The sequence below is a fragment of the Acidovorax sp. NB1 genome (genome assembly GCF_005405905.1).
Classification (GTDB): domain Bacteria; phylum Pseudomonadota; class Gammaproteobacteria; order Burkholderiales; family Burkholderiaceae_C; genus Acidovorax.
The window spans coordinates 41,368-66,821 of the sequence record NZ_BJHU01000048.1; the positions used below are offsets into that span (position 1 = coordinate 41,368).

General features: G+C 63.2%; 22 protein-coding genes and 1 pseudogene. 11 read left to right on the plus strand and 12 right to left on the minus strand.

Features of this window, described 5'->3' with window-relative positions:
• Positions 1-28 precede the first annotated feature (28 nt).
• Complete coding sequence (locus tag AvAM_RS22010; protein ID WP_137749072.1) at positions 29-1,318, plus strand: DcaP family trimeric outer membrane transporter; 1,290 nt, start codon at positions 29-31, stop codon at positions 1,316-1,318.
• Between the two features lie 170 nt (positions 1,319-1,488).
• Entirely contained in the window at positions 1,489-2,376 is an 888-nt protein-coding gene (locus tag AvAM_RS22015; RefSeq protein WP_137749073.1) for a DMT family transporter, read from the plus strand.
• A gap of 107 nt (positions 2,377-2,483) precedes the next feature.
• Here the strand turns inward: AvAM_RS22015 and AvAM_RS25960 are convergent, their stop codons facing one another.
• The 5 genes from AvAM_RS25960 to AvAM_RS22040 form a co-directional block, all read right to left on the minus strand.
• Positions 2,484-3,581 carry a hypothetical protein gene (locus AvAM_RS25960; RefSeq protein ID WP_249368304.1) on the minus strand — a complete coding sequence of 366 codons (1,098 nt, stop codon included), beginning with the start codon at positions 3,579-3,581 and terminating at the stop codon, positions 2,484-2,486.
• A 179-nt stretch (positions 3,582-3,760) separates the two neighbouring features.
• Positions 3,761-5,605 carry a penicillin-binding protein 2 gene (gene mrdA / locus AvAM_RS22025; RefSeq protein ID WP_375708166.1) on the minus strand — a complete coding sequence of 615 codons (1,845 nt, stop codon included), beginning with the start codon at positions 5,603-5,605 and terminating at the stop codon, positions 3,761-3,763.
• 297 nt (positions 5,606-5,902) lie between these two features.
• Positions 5,903-6,421, minus strand: coding sequence for a rod shape-determining protein MreD (gene mreD, locus AvAM_RS22030; RefSeq protein ID WP_137749075.1), 519 nt, complete (start codon positions 6,419-6,421; stop codon positions 5,903-5,905).
• 40 nt (positions 6,422-6,461) lie between these two features.
• Positions 6,462-7,385, minus strand: a complete 924-nt coding sequence (gene mreC, locus AvAM_RS22035) for a rod shape-determining protein MreC (protein WP_137749076.1) — start codon at positions 7,383-7,385, stop codon at positions 6,462-6,464.
• A 60-nt stretch (positions 7,386-7,445) separates the two neighbouring features.
• Positions 7,446-8,489 carry a rod shape-determining protein gene (locus AvAM_RS22040; RefSeq protein ID WP_063460976.1) on the minus strand — a complete coding sequence of 348 codons (1,044 nt, stop codon included), beginning with the start codon at positions 8,487-8,489 and terminating at the stop codon, positions 7,446-7,448.
• 207 nt (positions 8,490-8,696) lie between these two features.
• On the opposite strand from AvAM_RS22040, the gene gatC reads away from it, so the two are divergent.
• From gatC to gatB, 3 genes are read left to right on the plus strand one after another with little or no spacing between them, the layout of a single operon-like run.
• Positions 8,697-8,996 (plus strand): Asp-tRNA(Asn)/Glu-tRNA(Gln) amidotransferase subunit GatC, encoded by a 300-nt coding sequence (gene gatC / locus AvAM_RS22045; RefSeq protein WP_137749077.1) that lies wholly within the window; start codon positions 8,697-8,699, stop codon positions 8,994-8,996.
• A 21-nt stretch (positions 8,997-9,017) separates the two neighbouring features.
• Complete coding sequence (gene gatA, locus AvAM_RS22050; protein ID WP_137749078.1) at positions 9,018-10,511, plus strand: Asp-tRNA(Asn)/Glu-tRNA(Gln) amidotransferase subunit GatA; 1,494 nt, start codon at positions 9,018-9,020, stop codon at positions 10,509-10,511.
• 1 nt (position 10,512) lies between these two features.
• Positions 10,513-11,970, plus strand: coding sequence for an Asp-tRNA(Asn)/Glu-tRNA(Gln) amidotransferase subunit GatB (gene gatB / locus AvAM_RS22055; RefSeq protein WP_137749079.1), 1,458 nt, complete (start codon positions 10,513-10,515; stop codon positions 11,968-11,970).
• Positions 11,971-12,040: 70 nt separating this feature from the next.
• On the opposite strand, the gene AvAM_RS22060 is transcribed toward gatB, so the two are convergent.
• The gene (locus AvAM_RS22060; RefSeq protein ID WP_137749080.1) at positions 12,041-12,733 is read right to left on the minus strand and encodes a DUF4124 domain-containing protein; all 693 of its coding nucleotides are present in this window, start codon (positions 12,731-12,733) and stop codon (positions 12,041-12,043) included.
• A 5-nt stretch (positions 12,734-12,738) separates the two neighbouring features.
• On the minus strand, positions 12,739-13,437 hold the full coding sequence (gene pyrE / locus AvAM_RS22065) for an orotate phosphoribosyltransferase (protein ID WP_137749081.1): 699 nt from the start codon (positions 13,435-13,437) through the stop codon (positions 12,739-12,741).
• Between the two features lie 10 nt (positions 13,438-13,447).
• Between pyrE and AvAM_RS22070 the strand changes: the two genes are divergently transcribed.
• The 6 genes from AvAM_RS22070 (at position 13,448) to AvAM_RS22095 (ending at position 19,665) form a co-directional block, all read left to right on the plus strand.
• A complete protein-coding gene (locus AvAM_RS22070; RefSeq protein WP_137749082.1) occupies positions 13,448-14,251 on the plus strand; it encodes an exodeoxyribonuclease III in 804 nt (267 codons plus the stop codon).
• 18 nt (positions 14,252-14,269) lie between these two features.
• The gene (locus AvAM_RS22075; RefSeq protein WP_137749083.1) at positions 14,270-16,177 is read left to right on the plus strand and encodes a GspE/PulE family protein; all 1,908 of its coding nucleotides are present in this window, start codon (positions 14,270-14,272) and stop codon (positions 16,175-16,177) included.
• A 370-nt stretch (positions 16,178-16,547) separates the two neighbouring features.
• A complete protein-coding gene (locus AvAM_RS22080; RefSeq protein WP_212742293.1) occupies positions 16,548-17,036 on the plus strand; it encodes a molybdopterin-dependent oxidoreductase in 489 nt (162 codons plus the stop codon).
• Positions 17,017-18,663, plus strand: coding sequence for a GGDEF domain-containing protein (locus AvAM_RS22085; protein ID WP_137749085.1), 1,647 nt, complete (start codon positions 17,017-17,019; stop codon positions 18,661-18,663). The genes AvAM_RS22080 and AvAM_RS22085 overlap by 20 nt, the downstream gene beginning before the upstream one ends.
• 23 nt (positions 18,664-18,686) lie before the next feature.
• Positions 18,687-19,049 (plus strand): response regulator, encoded by a 363-nt coding sequence (locus AvAM_RS22090; RefSeq protein WP_137749086.1) that lies wholly within the window; start codon positions 18,687-18,689, stop codon positions 19,047-19,049.
• Between the two features lies 1 nt (position 19,050).
• Complete coding sequence (locus tag AvAM_RS22095; RefSeq protein ID WP_137749087.1) at positions 19,051-19,665, plus strand: chemotaxis protein CheC; 615 nt, start codon at positions 19,051-19,053, stop codon at positions 19,663-19,665.
• Between the two features lie 676 nt (positions 19,666-20,341).
• On the opposite strand, the gene AvAM_RS22100 is transcribed toward AvAM_RS22095, so the two are convergent.
• The 5 genes and pseudogenes from AvAM_RS22100 to AvAM_RS22115 form a co-directional block, all read right to left on the minus strand.
• Positions 20,342-21,391: a MerR family transcriptional regulator gene (locus tag AvAM_RS22100; RefSeq protein ID WP_137749088.1), complete on the minus strand. Its 1,050-nt coding sequence runs from the start codon at positions 21,389-21,391 to the stop codon at positions 20,342-20,344.
• Positions 21,392-21,655: 264 nt separating this feature from the next.
• Positions 21,656-22,519 (minus strand): hypothetical protein, encoded by an 864-nt coding sequence (locus AvAM_RS22105; protein ID WP_249368306.1) that lies wholly within the window; start codon positions 22,517-22,519, stop codon positions 21,656-21,658.
• A gap of 156 nt (positions 22,520-22,675) precedes the next feature.
• Positions 22,676-23,092: pseudogene (locus AvAM_RS26185) on the minus strand (TniQ family protein); the annotation flags it as partial.
• A complete protein-coding gene (locus AvAM_RS22110; RefSeq protein WP_171012367.1) occupies positions 23,089-24,213 on the minus strand; it encodes a TniQ family protein in 1,125 nt (374 codons plus the stop codon). The gene AvAM_RS22110 and the pseudogene AvAM_RS26185, both read right to left, overlap by 4 nt.
• On the minus strand, positions 24,203-25,453 hold the full coding sequence (locus AvAM_RS22115; protein ID WP_137749091.1) for an ATP-binding protein: 1,251 nt from the start codon (positions 25,451-25,453) through the stop codon (positions 24,203-24,205). Before AvAM_RS22115 ends, AvAM_RS22110 begins: the two co-directional genes overlap by 11 nt.
• Position 25,454: the final 1 nt, after the last annotated feature.

Here is a 25,454-nt window from a genome sequence, read left to right on the forward strand (position 1 = left end):
AAAGCCAACAACCCCTACCGGAGTGACCATGAAACTGAACCACACGTTCCTCGCCCTGATGGCCGCCGGCCTGTGCAGCCTGCCACCCGCAGCCTTTGCCCAGACCGCCAAGGATTTCGAAGACATGCGCAATGAGCTCAAGGCCCTGCGCGCCGAGCTGAACGCGCTCAAGGCCCAGGCACCGGCCGCAGCGCCCGCCGCCTCCGCGTCGGCCTGGAACGACCGCATCGACGCCGTCGAACTCAAGCAGAAGGACGCCGTGGTCCTGGGCGACATCCCCGGCAGCTTCCGCCTGCCCGGCAGCGAGACCTCGATCCGCATCTATGGCTTTGCCGAAGCCAACATGGTCAAGGACTTCAAGGGCACGGCCCCTGGCGACACCTTCACCAACCTGATGGAACAGCCCCTGGGCGATACGCGCAACGGCAAGACCAGCCTGACCGCACAGACCTCGCGTTTTGGTTTCGAGACCTCCACGCCCACCGCAGTGGGCACCTTCAACACCAAGATCGAAGCCGACTTCTACGCCTACTGCGGCGCCGAGTGCAACCGCAACCGCCTGCGCCTGCGCCACGCCTACGGCGAGTACGCAGGCTGGCTGATCGGCCAGACCTGGTCCACCTTCATGGACACGGACAACCTGCCCGAGACCGTGGACTTCAACGGCCCGCCCGGCGCCACCTTCCGCCGCCCCACGCAGATCCGCTACACCTACAACAACCCCAGCCTCGCCAAGTTCCAGTTCGCAGTGGAAGAGCCCACCGACGGCGCACGCAGCCCCAACCTAGTGGCCCGCGTGGACAAGGCCTACGACTGGGGCAACGTGAACGCCCGCCTGTTGTCGCACGAACAGCGCGTCTCCGGCGTGTCCAAGCGCGGCACCGGCTTTGGCCTGGGCGCGGGCTACAAGATCACCGGCACGACCACGCTGATGGCGCAGTACACGCGCCTGGACGGCGATGGCGACGGCGCCTACCTGGTGGGCACCAACTACCCGGTGCTGGACGGCGGCACCGTGCGCCTGGACAAGTCGCACGGCGTGGTGCTGGGCCTGTCCAACGTGTTCAGCGAACAGCTGCGCGGCACGGTGTCGCTGGGCATGGTGCGCTCGCGCAACCACCTGGGCGACGCCTACGTGAATGCCTACGGCGCCGAAGGCAACCACAAGCTCTACCAGTGGCATGCTGGCATGTACTACCTGCCGATCAAGAACGTGGAACTGGGCGGCGAGCTGATCGGCGGCCGACGCACGACGTTCGACGGCCAGCAGGGCGACATGCTGCGCCTGAACCTGCAGGCACGCTACCTGTTTAATTGAGGTTCACCCCCTGAGGCGCTGCGCGCCTTCACCCCTCTCTCTGCGCGCTGCGCGCTCCGGGAGGGGGCCGCGCCAGTGCGACGGCAGCTGGTCGTGAAGAGGCGCTGCGAGGAAATTTTTTGCAAGTGGCTGGCCGGGGAACCGACCAGCCCTTTCTTGTTTTGGAGCCTATGAAATCCGAACGTCTGGGCCTGCTGGCCCTGCTGGCAGTGACCGTGGTGTGGGGCACCACCTTCCCCGCCATGAAGCTGCTGTCCACCCAGCTTGATGCGCTGCAGATCATCTGGCTGCGTTTTGTGATCGCGCTGGTGGTACTAGCGCCCCTGTGGTGGGGCATGTTGCGCCACGAGCGCCTGTGGGGCTGCGCACTGGGCGTGCTGCTGTTCCTGGCGTTCTGGCTGCAGATCGAGGGGCTGGCACGCACCAGCAGCAACCGCAATGCGTTTGTGACCGGGCTGAATGTGCTGGTGGTGCCGCTGATCGCCATGGCGGCGCTGGGCCGCCGCTATGGCTGGCAGCTGTGGGTGGCCTGTGGGATGGCCCTGGCGGGCATGACCCTGATGTTCCACGAGAACGAGCCCTGGAACCTGGGCGATACGCTCACGCTGGCCAGCACCGTGTTCTACGCGCTCTACATCCTGGCGCTGGAAGAATGCGCGCGCCGCACGGCCGCACGCCCCCTGCGTGCCACGCGCATGGCGGCCGCGCAGGCCACGGTGATGGCCGTGGCATCCACCTTGCTGCTGCTGGGCCGCGACGGGGGCATGGGCTGGCTGCAATCCACCGCCCGCCTGCCCACCGATGCCTGGGTCGCCCTGCTGTACCTGGGCCTGCTGGCCAGTGTGGTGGTGGTGACGCTGCAGGCCTGGGGCCAGCAGCGGGTGGACGCCATGCGCAGCGCCATCGTGTTCGGGCTGGAGCCGGTGTTTGCCGCGCTCACGGCCTGGGTGCTGCTGGGCGAGCAACTGGGCTGGGCGGGCCTGGCGGGTGCGGCGCTCATCGTGGCGGCGCTGGTGTTCAGCCAGCTCCCGTCGCTGGCGCGGGCGCAGCCTGCATGAGCCCCACATTCAAAGAAAAATCAGCCTCTGCGCGCGACCCTATTGCCTTTATAGCTATATAAACAGTAGCAACCAATAAGACAAGGATCGTTCACGCACGGGTCGCGCTAGACCTGCGTGACCAGCCCGCTCATCTTCACCACCTCCAGGTCGCGCCCCTTGACCAAGGCCAGCTCGGCGCGCAGGCGGTCGTTGTTCCAGCGGGCATCGGGGGCGCCGCTCAAGTACCAGTCCGAGCCGTTGTCGGCCAGGAACATGCCGTAGGTCTTGAGCGCCGCCAGGATGGCCTGGGCCTCGGGGCTGAAGCTGGCGGGGATGGCATAACCCGCCTTGAGGCGCACGCGCATGCCCATGGGCGGCAGGTTGGGATCGGTGTTGGACGACGCGTAGTGCGTGGCCGGCGGCACAAATGCGCGGCGTGTGCGCGCCGCCGTGAAGCGCAGCGCATGGCGGATTCCGCCCGCGCCCTGCGATGCCTCGTCGTACCGCACCAGCCCCGGGAAGATGGGCAGCCCGGCGGCGTCGGCGCTGGTCCAGCCAGGTTTGGCGGTGGGCCGCACGGCGTTGTTGTCGAGATGGAACACGGCGCCCACATCGGCCACCCAGCGGTCGCTGCGCACAAAGGCGCGTCCCAGCTCATACAGCCGCTGGTTGTCGCGGTCGATCACCAGCACATGGCGATCGCCGTTCAACCCCGGCGCGCCTTCCACGGGCGCGTCCAGCGGGACGGGGAACGGGCCGGGGTCGCTTTCGTCCCCGTAGGCCTGGTACTCGACGGCCACCCGGGCCTGCCGGCCCGAGACCACCTGGTAGGGGATGCCAATGGGTGCGCCCTCCCACAGGCCGGAGCCGAAGTCGCGGTACAAGCCCTTGTCGGCACCGATGCTGGCGATCAGGCGCTCGGAGGCCGGGTCCACCTCGGCACCGCTGATGTCGGTGTTCCAGGAGTTGTCGGCCGGGAAAGGAATGGCGCCGTTGAGCGCCGCCCCAGCCCCCAGGCTTGCGCGCGACAGGTTGCCATAGGCCACGCTGCCAGTGGGCGGTGGCGGCGGGGGGGATGGTGAAGGAGAGGGCGAAGGGGACGGCGCCGGAGAGGGCGCGGGGGATGGGCTGGCAGGGGCATCGTCGCCACCGCTGCCGCCTCCACAGGCGGTGAGCAGCAGAACAGGAAGGGCCCCCAGGACCCGGCGGCGTTGGCGTTGCATGGTGGTTGTCTCCGGTGCGTGGCGATCGGGCGCAGCCCCGGGGCGGAACCAGCATCAGGTTCACGGTCATCCAGAGGGGGCGGGCGGATTCTGCCGCAGATGCGGCGCGCAGCCTGTTAGAAGATGTTTGCGATCGGCTGCGGAGACAGACAGGGGCGGGCCTTGGTGCTGCCCGGCCATCAGGGCAGGGGCAATGCCACCTCGGCCGCCTTGCGCGGCTTGCCGATGGGGGCTGCGGCCAGGCCCTTTTGCACGGCGGCGATGTCTTCCTCGTTGGGGTATTCGCCCTGCAGCCAGTAGTCGAACACGCGCCGCACGATGGGCGCCGCATGGGCCGCGCCAAAACCGGCGTTCTCCACAATCGCAGCCACGGCAATGGTCGGGTTCTCGGCCGGGGCGAAGGCGGCAAACAGCGAGTGGTCGCGCTGGTGCTCTTCCAGCGCCTTGGCGTTGTACTTCACGTTCTGGCCCAGGCTCACTGCCTGCGCCGTGCCGGTCTTGCCGCCTGCGGTGTACAGGGCCCCGGCGAACACGCGGGTGCCGGTGCCGCCCTTGTTCACGGCCACCATGGCGTTGCGCACGATCTCCACGTTCTTGGGGGCGTAGCCCAGGTTCTCGCCGGGCGGCTGGATGATTTCGGTGACAGCCCCCGTGACCGAGTTCTTCACCGCTTTGGCCAGGTGCGGGCGGTAGCGGGTGCCCCCGTTGGCCATCGTGGCCTGGGCCAGCGCCAGCTGCAGCATGGTGAAGTTGTTGTAGCCCTGGCCGATGCCCAGCGACACGGTTTCGCCCGGGAACCAGCGCTTCATCTCGGGGCGTTTGTAGGCGTTGCGCTTCCACTCGGTGCTGGGCAAGGTGCCACGCACTTCGCCGTTCAGGTCGATGCCCGTGGACTGGCCAAAACCCAGCGGCTTCATGAAGTCATGGATGGCGTCCACGCCCATGTCCACGGCCAGCGAATAGAAGTAAGTGTTGCTCGACTGCTGGATCGCGCGGTGCATGTCCACCCCGCCCAGCCCGCCTTCGTGGCTTCGGAAAGTGTGGCCGCCAAAGGTATAGAACCCCGGGTCGTTGACCACCAGGCTGGGCGAGCGCTTGTTCAGCTGCAGCGCGGCCAGCGCCATGAAGGGTTTGTAGGTGGAGCCCGGCGGGTAGGTGCCACGCAGGGCGCGGTTGAGAAGCGGCTTGTCGATGGACTCGTTGAGCGCGGCCCAGTTTTCGGCGTCGATGCCTTCCACAAACAGGTTGGGATCGAAGGTGGGCTTGCTCACCAGCGCCAGGATTTCGCCGTTGCGCGGATCGATGGCCACCAGCGCGCCCCGGCGGCTGCCATACAGCTCCTCGATGAGTTTTTGCAGCTTGATGTCGATGGACAACATCACGCTGTCGCCCGGTGTGGCCGCGTGGCTGGACAGCTTGCGCACGGCACGCCCGCCCGCCGAGGTTTCCATCTGCTCGAAGCCGGTCACGCCGTGCAGCGCCGCCTCGAAGCTTTGCTCCACGCCCAGCTTGCCGATGTATTCCGTGCCCCGGTAGTTGGCCTCGTCCTCCGAGTCCTGGATGCGTGCCTTCTCGGTCTGGTTGATGCGGCCGATGTAGCCAATCGCATGACTGGCCACGTCGCCCAGCGGGTAGTTGCGGAACAGCCGCGCCTTGATGTCCACGCCCGGAAAACGGTAGCGCTGGGCGGTGAACCGCGCCACCTCCTGGTCGGTCAGGCGGGTGCGGATGGGCAGGGATTCAAAGTTGCGCGACTCGTCCATGAGCCGCTTGAAACGCCGGCGGTCCCGGGCCTGGATGTCCACCACCTTGGACAGCGCGTCGATGGTTTCATCCAGCACGCCCGCACGCGAGGGCGTGATCTCCAGCGTGTAGGCCGAGTAGTTGGTGGCCAGCACCACACCATTGCGGTCCAGGATGAGCCCCCGGTTGGGCACGATGGGCGCGACTGCCGTGCGGTTGCTCTCGGCCTGGGCCGCAAGGTCGTCGTGGCGGATCACCTGCAGAAAGATCAGCCGGGCCACCACCAGGCAGAACGCGGCAAACACCACCAGGCCCACCACCACGGCCCGCAGGCGAAAACGCGATGCATCGGCTTCGCTGCTGCGCAGTTCGGTCATGTCAGTTGTCCACGGGGCTACGCGCCACCCACAGCCCATGCAACTGGCGCAGCGCAGGCGAGGGCAGCCGCGCAAGGGCCGCCAAGCCGCATATGCGGCGCTTCGCTCGCGTGCGCTGGCTGCGTCCCCCTGCCCGCATTGCGCAGCAATGCGAGAGCGGGGGGAAGGCCCGCAGGGCCTCAGGGGGGTGTTGCTTCATGCTCACAACGGGCGGTTCTGATCGCTATCGGGCGGGCGGCGCTGGGGCGCCAGCAGCACCCAGCTGGCCAAGGGCCAGAGCAGCGCCTCGATCAGCGGCGCCAGCAGGCTCCAGAACCCCGGAAAGATACCCCCCGCCGCCACGCGCAGCAACAGCTCGACCGCATGGGCCAGGGCAAACAGCGGGAACACCTGCAGCGCCTGCGAGGGCACGCTGAACCACAGCAGCCGGCGGTGGATGGCAATGGCGCCAAACGACAGCACGGTGTACGACAGCGCATGCTGGCCCAGCAGCGCCGACTGGCTCACGTCCATGCACAGGCCCAGCACAAAGGCCGCCCCCATGCCGATGCGCAGCGGCTGGTGCACGCCCCAGAAGACGAGCAGCACCATGAGCAGGTCGGGCGTCCAGACGATGCGGCCCAGCGGCAGCATGTTGATCGCCAGGCCCGCGACCAGGCTGAACCACATGAACACCGGGTTCACCGGCATCAGCAGGGGCTCACCGCGCGGCATGATCATGGCGCGTGTCCTTTCGTCTTGGGGCTGGGGGTGCGGCGGCTCACTTGCGGCCTCCGCGTTTGTTCGATGGCACCGGGTGCGCGGGCTCGGGTCGGGGCAACTCGTGTTCGGCCAGAGGCTTGAGCACCACCACATGGCGTGCGCCCTGCACCTGGGCCAGGGGCGCGCAGTAGATGCGGGCAAACGCGGAATCGGCCCGGCGCTCCACCCGCACCACCCGCGCCACGGGCAGGCCCGGGGGGTAGAGGCCGTCCACGCCGCTGGTGGTCAGCAGGTCGTCTTCGCGGATGTCGGCGTTGGCGGGCATGAAACGCAGCTCCATGCCGCCGCCATGCCCTGCCACGGGGTCGCCATAGGCCACGCCACGCACGCCGGTGCGGATATTCAAGACGGGGATCGCCTGGTCGCGGTCCACCAGCAGAGTGACCTCGCTCACCAGGGGGAACACGCGTGTGACCTGGCCCAGCACCCCGGCCTCGTCCATCACCGGGGCACCCAGCTCCACGCCGCCCACCTGCCCCCGGTCCAGCACCACACGGCGCGTGTAGGGGTCGGCGGTGTCGTAGATCACCTCGGCCGCCTGGGCCGGGGTCTGCAGCCGGTCGCGCAGCTCCATCAGCTTGCGCAGGCGGCCGTTTTCCAGCGCCAGCTGATCGGCCTGGTTGGCGCGCTGGCCCATCTCGGTCATCTTCTTGCGCGCGGTGTCCAGGTCCTGCTGAGCGGTCTGCAGCGACTGGAAATAGCCAGCGCCCTGGCTTGCAAACTCGACCGGCTTGAGCATGAGCCACTGCACCGGGTAGAGCACGGTGGCCACCACCTTGCGCAAAGGGTCCGTGATGTGAAAGCGCGCGTCCGCGACCATGAGGAACAGCGCCAGCGCACTGAACACGGCCAAACGCGACAGGGCCGAAGGGCCCTGTTTGAAGAAAGGGGGAGCGCTGCGCTCTAAAGTACCCAGTGGCATGTGCGGCGCATGCGATCAGTGAAGTGGTTGCGTGCCTGTGGCATGACAGGCATCCCCGAATTACTCGCTGGTAAAGATGCTGCCCAGGCGGTCCATGCGCTCCAGGGCAATGCCGCAGCCGCGCACCACGCAGGTCAGCGGGTCTTCGGCCACCAGCACCGGCAGGCCGGTTTCTTCGGCCAGCAGCCGGTCCAGGTCGCGCAGCAGCGCGCCGCCACCGGTGAGCATCATGCCGCGGTCGGCAATGTCGGCGCCCAGCTCGGGAGGGGTTTGTTCCAGCGCGTTCTTCACGGCCGAGACGATCTGGTTCAGCGGGTCGGTCAGGGCTTCCAGCACTTCATTGCTGGAGATGGTGAAGCTGCGCGGTACGCCTTCGGACAGGTTGCGGCCCTTGACTTCCATCTCGCGCACTTCGGAGCCAGGGAAGGCCGAGCCGATGTTCTTCTTGATGGATTCAGCGGTGGGTTCGCCGATCAGCATGCCGTAATTGCGGCGGATGTAGCTGATGATGGCTTCGTCGAACTTGTCGCCGCCCACGCGCACGCTGCCCTTGTAGACCATGCCGCCCAGCGAGATCACGCCCACCTCGGTGGTACCGCCGCCGATGTCCACCACCATGGAGCCCGAGGCTTCCGAGACGGGCAGGCCGGCGCCGATACCGGCCGCCATGGGTTCTTCGATCAGGTATACCGCCGTGGCGCCTGCAGCCTCGGCCGCGTCCTTGATGGCACGGCGCTCGACCTGGGTGGAGCCGCAGGGCACGCAGATGATGATGCGCGGGCTGGGGGTGAACAGCGTGCGCGGGTGCACCATCTTGATGAACTGCTTGATCATCTGCTCGGTGATCACGAAGTCAGCGATCACGCCGTCCTTCATCGGGCGGATGGCTTCGATATTGCCGGGCACCTTGCCCAGCATGGCCTTGGCCTCGTGGCCTACGGCCTGGATGACTTTCTTGCCGTGGGGACCGCCTTCGTGGCGGATGGCGACCACAGAGGGTTCGTCGAGGACGATGCCTTTGTCGCGGGCGAAGATGAGGGTGTTGGCTGTGCCAAGGTCAATGGCAAGGTCGGTGGAGAAGTACCGACGGAAAGCTCCGAACATTCAAAAGTCCTCTCGGGCACGGCATGCGCGTCGGCCTGCCATCGCCAGGTATTTCAGGGGGTGTTTATTGGCTTTTTTCACGCAATTGACTCCCATTCCGGGAGCTTTGCGGCAAAGCCGGGATAATACCCCATCCCCTGTGAATAACTCCCTCTGGCGCGGGCCGGATCACAGCTTTACGTCTGGTTTCTTTAGATTTTCCTCCCTATGGCACTGACCCCCCAGGACATCGGCCGCATTGCCAACTTGGCGCGGCTTGAGCTGACAACTTCCGAAAGTGAGCGCATGCTCACTCAGCTCAACGGATTCTTTGACATCGTGGAACAGATGCGGGCTGTGGATACCTCGGGCGTCACGCCCCTGGCACACCCCGTGGCAGCCATCCAGGACGTGGCCCTGCGGCTGCGCGAGGACGTGGCCAGCGAGCCCAACCAGCGCGAAGCCAACCAGCAAAGCGCTCCCGTCGTCGAGCGAGGCCTGTTCCTCGTGCCCAAAGTGATCGAGTAAGTAAGAACTGACTTTCGCCGCATGACTTCCACCGCATTGCATGACCTGGGCGTGGCCCAGCTGGCCACCGAGCTGCGCGAACGCCGCGTCTCGGCCGTCGAGGCCGCCCAGCATTTCCTCGCCCGCGCGCAGGCCCACCAAAACCTGGGCGCCTACGTGGCCGTGAACCCTGACATCACCCTGGCCCAGGCCCGCGCCCAGGACGCCGCCATTGCCGCAGGCACCGCAGGCCCCCTGGCGGGCGTGCCAATTGCGCACAAGGACATCTTTGTCACCAAGGGCTTCCCCAGCACTGCGGGCTCCAAGATGCTCGCGGGCTACCAGTCGCCCTTTGACGCCACAGTGGTCACCAAGCTGGCCGACGCGGGCGCCGTGACCCTGGGCAAGCTGAATTGCGACGAGTTCGCCATGGGCTCGGCCAACGAGAATTCGGCCGTGACCCCCGTGGGCTTTGACGCCCCGGCCCCGGTGCGCAACCCCTGGGCCACCGACCGCATCCCCGGCGGCTCGTCCGGCGGCAGCGCCGTGGCTGTGGCCGCGCGCCTGGCCCCGGCCGTCACCGGCACCGACACGGGCGGCTCCATCCGCCAGCCCGCCTCGTTCTGCGGCATCACCGGCATCAAGCCCACCTATGGCCGCGCCAGCCGTTACGGCATGATCGCGTTCGCCTCCAGCCTGGACCAGGCCGGCCCCATGGCCCGCTCGGCCGAAGACTGCGCGCTGCTGCTGTCCGCCATGTGCGGCCCGGACCCGGACCGCGACTCCACGTCGCTCGATGTGCCTGCCGAAAATTTCAGCGCCAAGCTCAACGACAGCATCGACGGCCTGCGCATCGGCATCCCCGCCGAGTTCTTTGGCGAAGGCCTGGCGCCCGATGTGCGCGCAGCGGTGGACGGTGCCCTGAAGGAATACGAAAAGCTCGGCGCCAAGCTCGTACCCATCAGCCTGCCGCGCACGCAGCTGTCCATCCCGGTGTACTACATCATTGCCCCGGCCGAGGCGTCGTCCAACCTCTCCCGCTTTGACGGCGTGAAGTTCGGCCACCGCGCCAAGGATTACACCGACCTGGTGGACATGTACAAGAAGACCCGCGCCGAAGGCTTTGGCGACGAGGTCAAGCGCCGCATCATGATCGGTGCCTATGTGCTGAGCCATGGCTACTACGACGCCTACTACCTGCAGGCGCAGAAGATCCGCCGCATGATTGCCGACGACTTCCAGAACGCCTTCAAGGAATGCGATGTGATCGCCGGCCCCGTGGCCCCCACCGTGGCCTGGAAGCTGGGTGACCACGGCAACGACCCGCTGGCCGACTACCTGGCCGACATCTTCACCCTGCCCGGCTCGCTGGCCGGGCTGCCCGGCATGAGCGTGCCCGCCGGTTTTGGCGAAGGCGGCATGCCCGTGGGCCTGCAGCTGCTGGGCAACTACTTCCAGGAAGCCCGCCTTTTGAACGCTGCGCACCGCCTGCAGCAAGCCACCGACTTCCACCTCCGCCGTCCGGAGGGCTTCTGACATGACCGCCAAATTGATCCATGGCTACGAAGTCGTCATCGGCTTCGAAACCCACACCCAGCTCGCAACAAAGAGCAAGATTTTCAGTCGCGCGCCCACGGCCTTCGGTGCCGAGCCCAACACCCAGGCTTGCGCGGTGGACTTGGCCTTGCCCGGAACCCTGCCCGTGATGAACCGCGAGGCCGTGGCCTGCGCTATCAAATTGGGACTGGCCCTCGGCTCCCATATTGCGCCAGTGAGCATTTTTGCGCGCAAAAACTACTTCTACCCTGACCTGCCCAAGGGCTACCAGATCAGCCAGTTCGAGATCCCAGTGGTGCAGGGCGGCGAGGTGTCGTTCTTCCTGGGCGACGAAAAGAAGACCGTGCGCCTGGTACGCGCCCACCTAGAAGAAGACGCCGGCAAGTCGCTGCACGAGGACTTCATCGGCCAGTCGGGCATCGACCTGAACCGTGCCGGGACGCCCCTGCTGGAGATCGTGACCGAGCCCGATATCCGCAGCAGCGAAGAAGCCGTGGCCTATGCCAAGGAACTGCACAAGATCGTGACCTGGATCGGCATCTGCGACGGCAACATGCAGGAAGGCAGCTTCCGCTGCGACGCCAACGTGTCGGTGCGCAAACCCGGCCAGCCGCTGGGCACCCGCCGCGAGATCAAGAACCTGAACTCGTTCAAGTTCATGCAGCAGGCCATCGACTACGAGATCCGCTGGCAGATCGAGCAGATCGAAGACGGCCACGCGATCCAGCAGGCCACCGTGCTGTTCGACCCCGACACGGGCGAAACGCGTGCAATGCGCACTAAGGAAGACGCGGCGGACTACCGCTACTTCCCTGATCCGGACCTGCCTCCGCTGCACATTTCAGAGCAGTGGGTGCAGGAAGAACGTGCGCAGATGGCCGAATTGCCGCGCGTTGTTGCAGCACGTTACGTCAGAGATTACGGCCTGTCTGAATACGACGCATCCGCTCTCACGCAAAGCAAAGCCACCATGATTTACTTCCAGCAAGTTGTCTTGGGCGCTAGTACACCTGTGTCGCCGAAAATTGCGTGCAACTGGATCATGGGCGAGTTGTCGCGACGACTCAATTTGGATGAAATTGCCATTGAAGACGCGCCCGTAAAACCAGAACAAATGGTTGCGCTACTGACGCGCATTTCTGACGGCACGATCTCCAACAACGCCGCCAAGCAGGTGTTTGATGCGCTGTGGACCGGGGAGTCGAACGACGTGGACGCCGTCATCGAATCCAAGGGCCTCAAGCAGATGAACGACTCCGGCGCGCTGGAGAAGATCATCGACGAGGTGATTGCCGCCAACCCCGACAACGTGGCGCAGTTCCGTGCGGGCAAGGACAAGGCCTTCAATGCGCTGGTGGGCCAGATCATGAAGGCCAGCAAGGGCAAGGCCAACCCCACGCAGGTCAACGAACTGCTGCGTGCCAAGCTGGCGGGCTGAATACAGAGCGACCAAAACAAAGGGGCCCCACGGCCCCTTTGTTCTTTTCAAGCCTTGCAATGACCCGTGTTTAGCGGCTGGCAGCGGGCGCTTCTGCCGCAGCGCCAGAGGCCGCAGCCGGCAGACGTTGGGACTCCCACAGCTTGCGCAGCTGGGCCAGTTCGGTGTCAAAGCGCTGGTGCACGCGCCGCTTCTCCTGGTCCTGCCCCGCGATGAAACGCTGCTGCTCGGCCATGCTGTCTTCGTTCTCTGCAATCTTGCGGCGCAGCGCCATGGGGGCTTTGTTGGGGTCCCGCTTGTAAAACTCCATCTCCACCTCAAACGCCTTGTGCTGCTGCCTGAGTTCGACGATGCGTTTTTCTGCGGTGGCGGTGACCTCATCCACCATCTGGATGGCGGCGGCGCGCTCTACATCGTGGCTGACCTTGTCGGGGTAGCGGGTGGTCAGCACGCGCTCGCGGCGGCGTTCCTCCAGCTCACGGCTGCGGGCTTCGGCCTCTTTGCGTTGCTGGGCTTCCTGGGCGGCGCGCTCCTGCTCGGTGAGCGAGGGGCCGATCTGGCGGCGCACAGTGCCCGAGGGGCTCAGCTCGCGCTGCTCGCGGTCCAGACATTCAGGGATGGGGCGGTCGGCCGTCAAGCGCCGGCCATTGCGGTCCACACAGGTGTAGATGCCACCGGATGGCACCTGCGCCCACACACTATCGGCGGCCAGGGTGGCCAGCAGAATCCCGCCCAAGATCCACGCCGATGTGCTACTGCTCAAGTTGTCTACCCCTCGTTGACGCCATACCGCTGGCGGTAAGCCAGCACTTTTTCGTGGTGGGAGCGCACTCCATCCTCCCCGTTGTGCTCAAGATAGAGCAATAAGTCTGCCAGACGTGCGATGGCGCACACCTGCATGCCCAGCTGGTGGCGCACGTACTGCACAGCGCTGTGATCTACGTCCTGGCCATTCTCTGTGGCTTTTTCCTGGCGGTCCAGCGCAATGGCCACTGCATGGGGCGTGGCGCCTGCCGCCTTGATGATGGCAATGGACTCGCGCGCGGCGGTGCCGGCGGACATCACGTCGTCCACGATCAGCACCCGGCCTTGGAGAGGCGCACCCACCAGGGTGCCGCCTTCGCCGTGGTCCTTGGCCTCCTTGCGGTTGTAGGCAAAGGGCACGTTGCGGCCCAGGCGGGCCAGCTCCACGGCCACCGTCGCGGCCAGGGGGATGCCCTTGTACGCGGGGCCAAACACCATGTCGAATTCGATGCCGCTGGCCAGCAGGGCTTTTGCATAGAATTCCGCGAGGCGGCCGATCTTGCGGCCGTCGTCAAACAGACCGGCATTGAAGAAATAGGGGCTCAGGCGCCCGGCCTTGGTCTTGAATTCACCAAACCGCAGCACGCCCGATTCAACGGCGAAACGGACAAAATCCTGCGCCAGCTGGCCCTGCTCTGAGGTTTGCGCGCCAACATCCACCATGGGGAAATCCTTGTTCAAATTAACCAGCCTCAATCTCAATGGCATCCGCTCGGCCACCAGCAAAGGCGTGGAAAGCTGGATGGCAGCCACGCGGCCGGATTGTATTTGTGTGCAGGAAGTCAAGGCACAGGCGCCCGACATGGCCAACCGCTTCGAACGGCTGGCCGACCTGCAGGGCCACTTCCACTTTGCCCAGAAGAAGGGCTACTCCGGTGTAGGGGTGTACACCCGGCACGAGCCTTCCGACATAGTGGTTGGCTATGGATCTGAAGAGTTTGATGCAGAAGGCCGCTATGTGGAGCTGCGCTTTGACACACCCGCGCGCAAGCTGTCCATCATCAGTGCCTATTTCCCCAGCGGCTCCTCGGGCGAAGAACGCCAGCAGGCCAAGTTCCGCTTTCTGGCCGAGTTCCACCCGCATCTCATGCGCCTGAAGGCCGAACGCGAATTCATCCTGTGCGGTGACATCAACATTGCGCATCAGCAAATAGACCTCAAAAACTGGCGCAGCAACCAGAAAAACAGTGGTTTTTTGCCCGAAGAGCGCGCGTGGATGACAAAGTTGTTGCACACAACTGATGAAGGCGGCGGCATCATCGACGTGTACCGTCAGTTGCAACCGACCGCGACCGACACCGCCTACACGTGGTGGAGCAACCGCGGCCAGGCCTATGCCAACAACGTGGGATGGCGGCTGGACTACCACCTGGCCACCCCGGCGCTGGCGGCGCTGGCACGCACCGAATCCATCTACAAGGGCGAGAAGTTCTCCGACCACGCACCCATCACGGTGGACTACGAATTCCGTCTATGACCCGGCCCCGCTGACCCGATGACCGACGCCGCCGCCTCCGCACCCCCACCCGCCCACAGCTTTCGGCCACCCAGTGCAGAGGCCTTGTGGAAACAGCTTTCCACCCCCCACCCGACGGTGGGGAAGGCGCGGCACCTGGGCGAGGCGCTGGTGCATGCCGGGCTGCTGGCCACACCCGCGTTGTCCGAGGGCCTGCAGGCGCAGCAGGCCGAGCGCAGCCAGGGCCAGCACCGGCCCATTGGCCAGATCCTGGTGGACCGGGGGGCGCTGACCCAGGAGCAGCTGCGCAATGTCATCGCCACCTGGCTGGGCGAATACACGGTGCACCCGGGGGACATCACCCCCGAGGCATCGGCCCTGGCCCTGATCCCCCGCGCCGTGGCCGAGCGCGAGTCCGTGCTGCCGCTGATTGCGCGCGAGGACGCGCTGGTGCTGCTCATGGCCGACCCCTGGGACCGGGTGCTGGTGGACGAAATGCGCTTTCTGACCCAGCGGCGCCTCATCCCGCTGCAGGCTGCGCCGGGCACGCTGATGCCAGCCATCCACAAGGCCTACCGCACCACATCCGCAGCGCCGGGCAACGCCAACGCGGGCGCGCGGGCCACCTCGCAGGAGCTGCTGACCAACCTGAGCAGCGCCGCGCCCGACACCGATGCGGAACAGGCCGACGTGATCAGCGAGTCGGACAACACCCTGGTGCGGCTCATCAACTCGGTGATCGACGAGGCCATCAACCACCGCGCCTCGGACATCCACATCGAGACCGAGCCCGCCCCGCGCAATGTGCGCGTGCGCCTGCGCATCGACGGCGATCTGGTGCCCTACCTGGAGCTGCCCGCGCGTTACCGCTTTGCCATGGTGGCGCGCATCAAGATCATGGCCAGCATGGACATCTCCGAGCACCGCAAACCGCAGGACGGCAAGATCGACTTTGCCCGCTTTGGCGGCCCGCCGGTGGAGCTGCGTGTGGTCACCGTGCCCACCTCGCGCGGGCTGGAGGACGTGGTGCTGCGCCTGCTGGCAGGCGCCAAGCCGCTGCCGCTGGAAAACATCGGCCTGAGCCCGCCCAACCTGCTGGCGCTGCGCGCTGCAGTTCAAAAAAGCTATGGCCTGGTGCTGGTGTGTGGTCCCACGGGCTGCGGCAAGACCACCACGCTGCACTCGGTGGTGCGCGACATCAACACCGCAGGCCGCAAGATCTGGACGGCCGAAGACCCCATCGAGATCACGCAGGAAGGCCTGCGCCAGGTGCAGGTGAACCCGCGCATCGGCTGGACCTTTGCCGCCGCCATGCGCACCTTTTTGCGCGCCGACCCCGACGTGATCATGATCGGCGAAATGCGCGACGAGGAAACCGCGCGTATCGCCATCGAAGCCTCGCTCACCGGGCACCTGGTGCTGTCCACCCTGCATACCAATTCGGCGCCCGAGAGCATCGCGCGCCTGCTTGAAATTGGCCTGGACCCGTTCAACTTCTCCGATTCGCTGCTCGCCATCCTGGCCCAGCGGCTGGTGCGCCGCCTGTGCACGGCCTGCCGCGCGCCCCAGGTGGCCGACATGGACACGCTGATGGGCCTGGCATCGCAGTACCTGGACAGCGGCACCACCAACACACCTGAAGCCCGCCAGGCACAGATTGCGCGCTGGCGCAATCAATACGGCGGGCCTGAGGGCGAGTTGCGCCTGTGGCGCCACGTGGGCTGCAAGCAGTGCGACAACCACGGCTACCACGGGCGACTGGGCATCCACGAGCTGATGATGAGCGACGAAACCATCCGCCAGCACATCCGCCACCGGGCTCCGGCCTCGGACATCCGCCATTCGGCGCTGGCGGCGGGCATGCGCACCCTGCGCCAGGACGGCATCGACAAGGTGCTGCAGGGTCTGACCGACATGGCCGAGGTGGTGGCCGCCACCAACCTGTAGCGCACCGCAGGCGCTTCGCAACGAACGTGTCGCGGTGTGCGGGTAAGCCGGGGTTGCGCCCCCCGGAGCCCGGCGGGACCATGTCTGCCAGTGCAACCGCCGACCCCACCGGGGTGCACGCACCAAAAACACCGCAAGCAACGTCAACAATTGTCAAGACGCACCATTTGTGGCGATTTTCCGTTTTGGACCTGTCGAATTTCGTGCTTTCCCCTGCATAGTCACCCTGTGTCCGCCCCCAGCCCCCAAGGCCAGGGCTCCGATGAAAGACCCGCACCAGCCCCGGCCCCCTGCATCGGCGGAAACGGAAGACGTGAAAGTTGTGATGATGTTCAGAGCCACTGCCGTCCTGCCCCAAGCAGGCGCTGCCTTGATTTCCCTGATGGCCCTCTGCGGTCCGCAGTGGGCACACGCGGGCCCGGTGTGTGCCAGCCCCGAAAGCCGCCGTGTGTTGCAGTTGCACACGCTGCAGGGTAGCGCGCCCCAGGCCTGCGACCTCAAGGGCCTGGCCAGGCTGCCCGCCAAAGAGATTGTTGCCACGCTCCCTGCGGCGCTGGGCCTGGCGGGCGAGCACCGCTGGCGGGGCGTTTCGCTGCGCCACCTGGTCGAGCTGCTGGGTGGGGGGGAACACAGCCAGATCCTGCTGACCGCACTGAACGACTACGCCATCGAAATCCCCTGGAGCGACCTCGTGCGCTACGACCCCATCCTGGCATACAGCCGCGACGGCGAGCACATCAGCATCCGCGACAAGGGGCCGCTGATCCTGATCTACCCGTTTGGCACCCACCCCCAATTGCAGGGCCAGGACTACATCAACCGATCCATCTGGCAGGTCCATGCAGTCACCCTCCGGTAAACCGCTGCCCCGCCGGGCGGCCAATGACACCCCCCCCGGCCAGCCCCGCCCGCACGCCACCTACTGGCTGCTGGCCATGGTGGCGGCCATGGCGCTGGCCACGGCCGCCACCCTGTGGTGGACGCTGCGCCAGACCCATGTGCTGGCGCAGCCCCACCAGCAGCACGACCTGTGGTACGTGTCCAGCGTGCACAACGAGCTGGCCCGGGTGAGCCTGCTGGCGCGCAAGGTGCGCGCCCGCGAGGCCAGCGCACAGGACCTGCAGGAGCGGCTGGAAGTGCTGCTCGGCACACTCGACACCTCGGGCCGGGGGCCCCGCGTCAGCACCCAGCTGCGCGAGGCCCTGCCCGAGGCCGCCCAGGACCTGGACAGTCTGCGCCCGCTGGTCGAGCGCTGGTCCACCCAGCTGGCCCCCCTGGCCACCCAGAACGGCAGCGGCAACACCAAGGCTGCGGCCGCCATCACCGCCGACATCGTGCGGCAGTCAGACCCCCTGCTGGACCGCCTGCGCAAGGTGGTTGCCACCGTCCACCTCTTCAGCGCCCAGGAGGCCAACCGGGCGCGCCAACAGCTTTCCCAGCGCTTTCTGGTGCTCAGTGTCGTGCTGGGCGGACTGCTGCTGGGCACGGCCCTGCTGATTGCCAAGCTGGTGCGCGACACCCGCCTGACCCGCGCCGCCTCGCAGCAGCTGGCGCAGGCCAACCGCCAGCTCGAAGTGCGGGTGGCCAGCCGCACCCGCAAGATCGAAGAAGGCCGCGCCCTGCTGAGCTTCATCCTGGACACCAGCCCCAGCGACGTGGTGCTGGCCGAGGTCGAAAGCGGGCGCGTGCATTTCATCAACCGCCAGCTCACCGAACGCCTGGGGCTCAAAGCCGCACCTGAAACCCTTTTCCTGCCCGAGCTGCTGTACGACCCCGAGACCCGCGAGCGCTTCACCCAGGCCCTGGATCGCTACGGCCAGGTCGATGCGATGGAGGCGCTGATTGGCGAGAACAACCCCAGCTGGAGTTCGCTGTCAGCCCGCCTGATCGAGGTGGAAGGGCAGCTGGCGCATCTGCTGTGGGGCTTTGACATCAGCGCCCACAAGGCACTGGAAGGCCAGCTGCGCGAGCTGGCCACCCGCGACGCGCTCAGCGGGCTGCTCAACCGGCGGGCATTCCTGGAGCGCAGCACCGCCCTGTTCGACCACTGCCGCCGCCACGGCCAGCCCTGCGCCGTGCTGATGATCGACATCGACCACTTCAAACGCATCAACGACCGGCACGGCCACCAGATGGGCGACGTGGCCATCCGAACCTGCGCCGAGGCCATTGGCCACGCCCTGCGCGACGCCGACCTGCTGGGCCGCCTGGGGGGCGAAGAATTTGCCGTGCTGCTGCCCCACGCCACGGCCGACAGCGCCACGGTGGTGGCCGAACGCATCCGCAGCGCCACCGCCCAGATGAGCCTCGTGTCGCCCCAGGGCCAGCCGCTCGCATTCACCATCTCGATCGGCGTGGCCGAAATGGCGGCGCACCACGCGGGCATCGAGCCCCTGCTGGTGGACGCCGACCAGGCCCTGTATCGCGCCAAGGCCACAGGCCGCAACAAAGTGCTTGCCTACGAAGCCGCTATCGGACAATCTTGACCCCACCGCCTGCCCCACACACCATGAGCCTGCGCCTAATGATCGTTGACGACAGCCGCATGTCGCGCCTCATCCTGCAGGGCCTGATCCTGCAGTCCCATCCCCAGTGGACCATCGTGCATGCCAGCAGCGGCGAAGAGGCGCTGCAACTCGTGCGCGAGAGCCCCGTGGACCTGGTGTCCATGGACTTCAACATGGCTGGCATGAACGGCCTGGAGGCTGCGCTGGAGCTGCGCACGATCCTGCCCACCGTGCCGATCGCCATTCTCACGGCCAACGTGCAGACCGCCGTGCAGGCGCGCATCGAGGACGCTGGCATGGTGTTCATCGCCAAGCCCATCACCGCCAGCGCAGCCAGCCAGCTCGCGGCACTCGCAGGAGCCTGACATGACGGTGCAGCTAGATGCCGAACAAATCGACGCGCTCAGCGAGATCTTCAACATCGGCGTAGGCAAGGCCGCCGCCGCCATGGGCGCACTCATGCGCGACGAAGTGCTGCTGTCGGTGCCCCATGTGAGCATCTTTACCGTGAGCGAAGCCGCCCAGCAGCTGGGGGCTGCAGGCAGCACCATGTATGGCGTGCGCCAGCCATTTCGCGGCACCTTCAACGGCGACGCCCTGCTGATCTTCCCCGGCCACAAGAGCCTGGAGATCGTGCGCATCGTCGCGGGCCAGAGCGTTCCCGGCGAAGACCTCAGCGCCATCGAGCAGGACGCCATGACTGAAGTGGGCAACGTCATGCTCAACGCCTGCATCGCGGCCCTGTCCGACCTGCTGGGCAACGAATTCCAGCTCAGCCCGCCCAGCATCGACGTGGGCGACAGCCGCACCATCCTGGGCACCCGCATCCAGAACCACCTGGTGGTCTTCCTCCACATCCGCTTCGAGCTGCTGAGCAGCCAGATCGAGGGGTTTGTGGTGTTCGTGCTCAACACCACCTCGCTGGAAGGCCTGCGCACCGCCGTGAACCGGCTGCTGGGGCGGCCTGCCGAGACGGACTGACCTTCGCCAACCCGCTGCATGCGGGCAGAGCGTGGCTGGCGGCTGTGCGACACTCGCCGCCATCTGTGTTGCGCCGCCCCACGGCGGCTGGCGCGCCCCGCCCTCACCCACCTGGGTCTTAATAACAATGAGTGGATCTGGTATTGCCGTTCTAAAGGGCACGGCCAAGCGGGAGAATGCGAATGAGGAATGCAATGAGTGGATCTTGGGCTTGCTAGAACCAGCTCGCTAACAATGATTGGATCTACTGGCAGAGGGACTCCAAAACACGAGAGGGCAGTGCCATAGGGCAGTGGGCACAATACTGATAACCCTCGGCTGGGTCGCGTAGCAGTACTCATTTTTGCCTTGTTGCGGACATTGAAAGCGCAATAGAACTAGCCCACTTGCGCTCACTGAAAGTATTCCACTAGGTGATTGACAAGCGAGATTTCCTTACCGGTCGCGCAATTGAATCGCATATGACGGTAGTGATGCCTGGTCAGTCCAGCGCCATGAGTACCCTCAGCAGGATTCCTCAGTCACCGGCTGCAAACGGCCAAGACGGTGTGGAAACAAATGGGTTTCGATTGGCGGGTGGTGCATCTCCACTACAGTGAGGCTGCTTCTCAAACGCCTGCTCTTGGCTGTCCATGTTTCCGGATTCGCAAACGCCTTTGCACTGCAAAAAATGTGGCTAGCAACGAGCTGAGAGGTGCCCATCCTCGTACACATGCCCCTGCGGCCGCCATGCAATAACGCCTTCCGTTCGCGCGCGTACCTCAGGAGCTGCCAAACAAGTTGCGACGGCTTCATAGCCGACCGCACCTGGATAGGGCGCCACGCGAATCGGTGGGCTGTGATTGGCAGGGCAGAGAAGAATGGACTCTCCAGTGCCAATGGAAGCTAAATCGAGGATGACAGCAGAACGTGTCATTAAGAAGAGCGGGCGCTCCAAGGACATGCGGCGACGCAAATAGGCAGACAGAGCCTGTTGAGTGGGCGTATCCAGTCCGTGCTCGACCATGTCGACGACCAGAATGGTTGGCCCTTCGGCTTCCAGTCCGATCAGCAAAGCGATTAGCGCCTCGGAGGCGACAGCGCCGTCTTCGACCAGCCAATCAATCGCATGGTTGACGCGTAGCCGTAGGTTCGTGTCCGCATCTAAGCGCGCCTTGGCATCACCTGACAGAACCCGCTCTAGACCAAGGAACGCAGCCGAAGGAAGCACCTCGGCTAGACGCAGCGCCAATCGAGTTTTTCCACTTCCTAACGGGCCCACGATGTAGTTCAGGGGACGTATGTCGTGCAAGCGGAAGTATTCACCACCCCAGGGCCAGGGAAGTTCGAATTCAACACTCAGCCCACTGGTCGAATCCTGCAAGCGCGTCAACTCGGTGAGGGTTGGCCTCTGTCCACTGTCCAATTTGGCTCGTAGGCCACGAACACGTTCGATGGTGTCTCCCAATCGACGCGCAGCGCCTTCCAGCACAGCCTGATGCAAGGCCAAGGCAGGCTCAAGTCCCTCGGCCTCGCCTTTTAAAACACCGGCCACTTGCGCAAGACTCAAGCCCAGCGCACGAAGGGCCACAATTTCGCCGGCACGCTGCATCTCCTCCGGTCCGTAAGACCGCCAGCCAGCCTCGGTGCGCGTCGGCGCAATAAGACCACGTTGCTCGTAAATACGTAGCGCTTTTGCGGAGATGTCAAGCCTTCTCGCTGCCTCTGAAGGGCTCAGGAATCGCATTCGGTTGCTCACAAATTCACCTCTTCACATTTTGGAAGAGGCTTTTATAAAGGTGGCCCCAAGGGGCGGGGCAAGCGAATTTTGAACAAAGCGCACGAACACTAGCTTCTGGTTCTCCTGAGCTAGGCTTCGAATGTCCCGAGTTGACCGAATTCTGCCCCACAAGAGCGCAGGGGTCGGATTTTTCCGACCTGTCAACGCTGTCGGCGGAGTGGCCGCATCGAAATGGACCCCGTGTTCAGGCGTGTCCGAAATACGCAGTTGTCATGGGTCATTATGAAAGCACGGGACGTTGGGAATCATAAAAAATTTCAGCGCCCGAAGCTGAGGCCAAGATTGAGCACGCTGTATAACGTATGTATAGAATTTATATGGACACTCGTACCTCACCTCTACTCCATCGAGCAGCACTACAGGGCTTTCGCTCCGGGCGCCATCCAGAAGCACCACTTCGCAATGTAGTTCCAATAGCTTACAAGCGAATTTGAATCGCTCCATCACACGGCAGTTCTCAGCGCTCCTCACCAAAACTTTCGGCGGCCTCGCTATTTTCCCATCGTTGAAATTGAGCCTGCGCAGCCTTTCCCGCAGAAATATCGCCCTGCGCGCGTGAATAACCAATTGCTCCCAGCTTTCAAGCGTAGCAACAAACCGACGGAGCTCCTTATTGGAATAGCCAAACCTGCGAATGGCTGACCAGTCCCCAAGAAAAACCCAATACATAACCCGCATAGGTATCCCGAATTCTCGAGCCCGACATTTGATGCGAGAATGCACCAGAAAGTTAGTTTTGAACTTCCAACTGGGCGTACGAACTGCTGGGCCGATCGGCAAGCCGTCTTCTTTGACGATCACTGCATGAAAGAAGCTGGCCAATACGTATGCGGAAATAACGCTATTTGGAGGAGTACCAAACAACAATGCAGCACGAATCTCCTGCGGATTGGCACTACTCACCTCGCAGGCGCCTTGCAAATCATTTTTAGCCCAAAACCTAGAGAACATTGGAAATAAGTCAACACCATGCTCCAAAGTAAGCTCGGCAAAACGATCCAACGCAACTTTCAACATCCGCGGCCCGACTTCAGGTGCACGCCCTTCCATTCCACAACCAAGCAGCTCAACCAACGCCCTATAGCCGTCTGAAGGTGTATGAGGAACCGGTCGTCCTTTTGTCGATCCACATTGGCGGCATAGCTGAAGTTCGCCTCTATATGGTGCACAACGGATCGGCGACTCAAAACCTGCTTGGCACTTCGCACACTCCTCTTCCAGTACTACGTCATGCCTCGGGCAAGTGCGTACAACGGTTAATTGATGCAGACTCCGACCGAAGGCGAATCCATACTCCTTAAGATCCTCAGATATGCAGCGCGGGCAACGCCTATAGCTCGGCGCGCGTTTTGGCATCAAGCGCATGACCCTTTCGGAAAAATCATCGTCAACATGCGCCGAGGTCATTTCTGGTATCACGCTATGATTCGCAGATTCGCAAAGCGTTGCGACTACCAAAGGCCAGACGGAGTGCCTCACAAGTATCTGCAACGGATTACTTCGACCGCTGAGCATGGACTCAGAAACCTGATTGGCGCGCCAAATAAGGCACCTCCTCTTGAAAGGACTTGCTCTTCCACCACGCAAATATTGCAGCAAGTTTACATAGGAATCGAGCTCTACTCCATCTGGCACGTTTGCTATCATCGCCTGAATTTCCAATGCTGAGTGATACCGGAAAGATCTGGATTAGTGCGTATCCATCTGCGGACGGTAGGTGCTGTAACTCTCAGCATCGCGGCCGCTTCGGTAAGGCTACGCGCGCGCTCAAAAGCGTGCTGGATTTCCTGCGGAATATCTTCGATATCTGACCACAAGGAGAGCTGAGTAGACTGCGAAACAGACAGGTTTGCAAAAAAAATGTCAATCGAAGTCCATGATCGCTCACTGAAATATGCAATCGCAAACGCCCATCTCAAAGGATTTCTTTCTGAGCGCCGTTTTCTAATCACATCAGTGAGCCAAAATCTTGGAAATGCCTTAATACATGTCGCGGTGCGAGTACACCACTGAAACAAGGTCGAACGGCTCCATTCACGCTCCACGAGTTCAGGGTCTAACCTTTTAGCATCCAGTGCACCATAGGCTTCACACAGCACCTTGCAGGCATTATTCCGAAGCAGATTTACGTCTACTGCTTCGCATTCGAAAATGTACCGAGCCGCCCTGGCTACGGCAATCATGAACTCCAGCTCCCTTTGCGAAGCAATACATATTTCGCCTGCTCGTCTCGAAAGAGGCAGGGTCCAAATCTGGCGAACTTGCGAATACTCAACTAATGGTTGAGCATGTTCTACGCAGACTACGACGCCCGGAAGTTGATGAGAGACTCGCCAGATCGCAACTCCATGCGACGAAATATGCTCTGATGCGCATTTTTCACAGTAGCGCAGAGATGTGCTGCCGCCCGATTTTGCGCTGAACAAGTGAGCTGGGGGTAGCTCACCAAGCTCCACACGTCGCCGATCATCTGAATCAGCAAGTGCGAGATAAGAACCCGCCACCGTTCTATTTTTCAGAATTGAGTGAGGCGAACCCAGCAGCCCCATGGTCACGCGGTCAAACCATTCAAAGGGGTTTGGTGCATACCAAACTTTTGCGGCACTCGAAACTCCAAATAATGCCAGCCCGGTAGTTCGCGTGCGATTCAATGTATGACTGTGCCAACGACAGCACCATGAGTAGAGAGACTCATCCTCCATCCAGGAGGGAACGAACTGAAGGCCGTGTCCCCCTTGAAGTTGGTTGTCATTGGATTCAACTACCATTTGCTCTTTTTCTCCGCTCTCGCTCCCATTTGTCGCGCAGATAAGATACTGGCTGATCAGTAAATTCTTTTGCAAGAGCTTGGAGATCCTTATTTCGATAGGCATCAATAAGTGAGTGCATTCCGACCATAGAGGGTGACCAAAAAGCCGCCTCTACATGATCGCGCATCACTCTTGAAGCACCGCTACGAAAGGCTTCTATCAGACATTCCCGCCGATACAAGCTCAGTACTCCGGGGATTCCTCCTGTCCGATCGAAGAGATATTGGGGGAGATTAGCAATATGCTCATCCTCTTCTGGAAAAATTCCCCACGCCCAAATTCCAGGAACCAAATCAAGCTCCCATTCTTCATCCTTGTGATCAAACGCCGGGGCGAAATCAAACTGACCACCGGCGGTAAGCCTCCGTCGATCTTGTGAGAACGCCATGATTCGATCAAAAGAGATCGGATTCCCCACCAGAACCAGGGGCACTCCTGAATTCATAATTTTCAAAAAGACCGTGGAAAATTCATTACCCAGGGTTTGAGAAGAAACATTCCGCTCCTGCACTTCCTCGATAATCAACAGCCCGCACCGATGAACAGCTAAAATCTTTAGCACCTCCACCAATAGTTGCTCTTGCGTCAAGCGGTTACTGATCTCATTGCCATATTTCGTATCCAGTGCTTCGTCGACTTTCCAAATAACGTTAAGAAGCAACCCCTTGCGACTAAGATCGGCAGGCATATGTACGCGCAGATAGACCAGTTGCCGAAGCTCAATCCACCCACACTCATCGTTGACGGAATGATCTACATACTGGGGAATTAGCCGTAGAAATGCATCGCATGAGTGGCTTTTTGAACTCCCGGTAGGCCCTTGCAGAATTGCGCCTGACGCACCCTCACCCAACCAAGGAATGTCTTTTAGGTTCTGCTTATTTACGTTGTCCGAAAAGGTTGCAAGCTTGTATAGATAGTGCCGATTAGTGGGAAGCCGAGGATCTCGGCGTCGTAAACCAGAAATCATCATTGATGCGAGACTCATCGCGAGCACAACCGACCGTTGGCCGGGAATGAACATCTGCTCCACAAGATGAAGATGACTCTCAGAGATTTGCGTGCCTGCGGCCGACGTATTTGGCATCGGGTCAAAGTACAGATCTTCTGCCCATTGCATAAAACTGCGCTCTGGGAGCAGCGGCGCCAGAAGCGGGTTTCCCTGGTCAGTCAGGAAAAGTTGATTCGAACTTCCCACG

Bases quoted from the DNA above. Each gene is read 5' to 3' on its own strand.
- AvAM_RS22010 (WP_137749072.1), top strand. From the start codon at position 29: ATGAAACTGAACCACACGTTCCTCGCCCTGATGGCCGCCGGCCTGTGC.
- AvAM_RS22015 (WP_137749073.1), top strand. From the start codon at position 1,489: ATGAAATCCGAACGTCTGGGCCTGCTGGCCCTGCTGGCAGTGACCGTG.
- AvAM_RS25960 (WP_249368304.1), bottom strand. From the start codon at position 3,581: ATGCAACGCCAACGCCGCCGGGTCCTGGGGGCCCTTCCTGTTCTGCTG.
- mreD (WP_137749075.1), bottom strand. From the start codon at position 6,421: ATGATCATGCCGCGCGGTGAGCCCCTGCTGATGCCGGTGAACCCGGTG.
- mreC (WP_137749076.1), bottom strand. From the start codon at position 7,385: ATGCCACTGGGTACTTTAGAGCGCAGCGCTCCCCCTTTCTTCAAACAG.
- AvAM_RS22040 (WP_063460976.1), bottom strand. From the start codon at position 8,489: ATGTTCGGAGCTTTCCGTCGGTACTTCTCCACCGACCTTGCCATTGAC.
- gatC (WP_137749077.1), top strand. From the start codon at position 8,697: ATGGCACTGACCCCCCAGGACATCGGCCGCATTGCCAACTTGGCGCGG.
- gatA (WP_137749078.1), top strand. From the start codon at position 9,018: ATGACTTCCACCGCATTGCATGACCTGGGCGTGGCCCAGCTGGCCACC.
- gatB (WP_137749079.1), top strand. From the start codon at position 10,513: ATGACCGCCAAATTGATCCATGGCTACGAAGTCGTCATCGGCTTCGAA.
- pyrE (WP_137749081.1), bottom strand. From the start codon at position 13,437: ATGGTGGATGTTGGCGCGCAAACCTCAGAGCAGGGCCAGCTGGCGCAG.
- AvAM_RS22075 (WP_137749083.1), top strand. From the start codon at position 14,270: ATGACCGACGCCGCCGCCTCCGCACCCCCACCCGCCCACAGCTTTCGG.
- AvAM_RS22085 (WP_137749085.1), top strand. From the start codon at position 17,017: ATGCAGTCACCCTCCGGTAAACCGCTGCCCCGCCGGGCGGCCAATGAC.
- AvAM_RS22090 (WP_137749086.1), top strand. From the start codon at position 18,687: ATGAGCCTGCGCCTAATGATCGTTGACGACAGCCGCATGTCGCGCCTC.
- AvAM_RS22095 (WP_137749087.1), top strand. From the start codon at position 19,051: ATGACGGTGCAGCTAGATGCCGAACAAATCGACGCGCTCAGCGAGATC.
- AvAM_RS22100 (WP_137749088.1), bottom strand. From the start codon at position 21,391: ATGCGATTCCTGAGCCCTTCAGAGGCAGCGAGAAGGCTTGACATCTCC.
- AvAM_RS22110 (WP_171012367.1), bottom strand. From the start codon at position 24,213: ATGGTAGTTGAATCCAATGACAACCAACTTCAAGGGGGACACGGCCTT.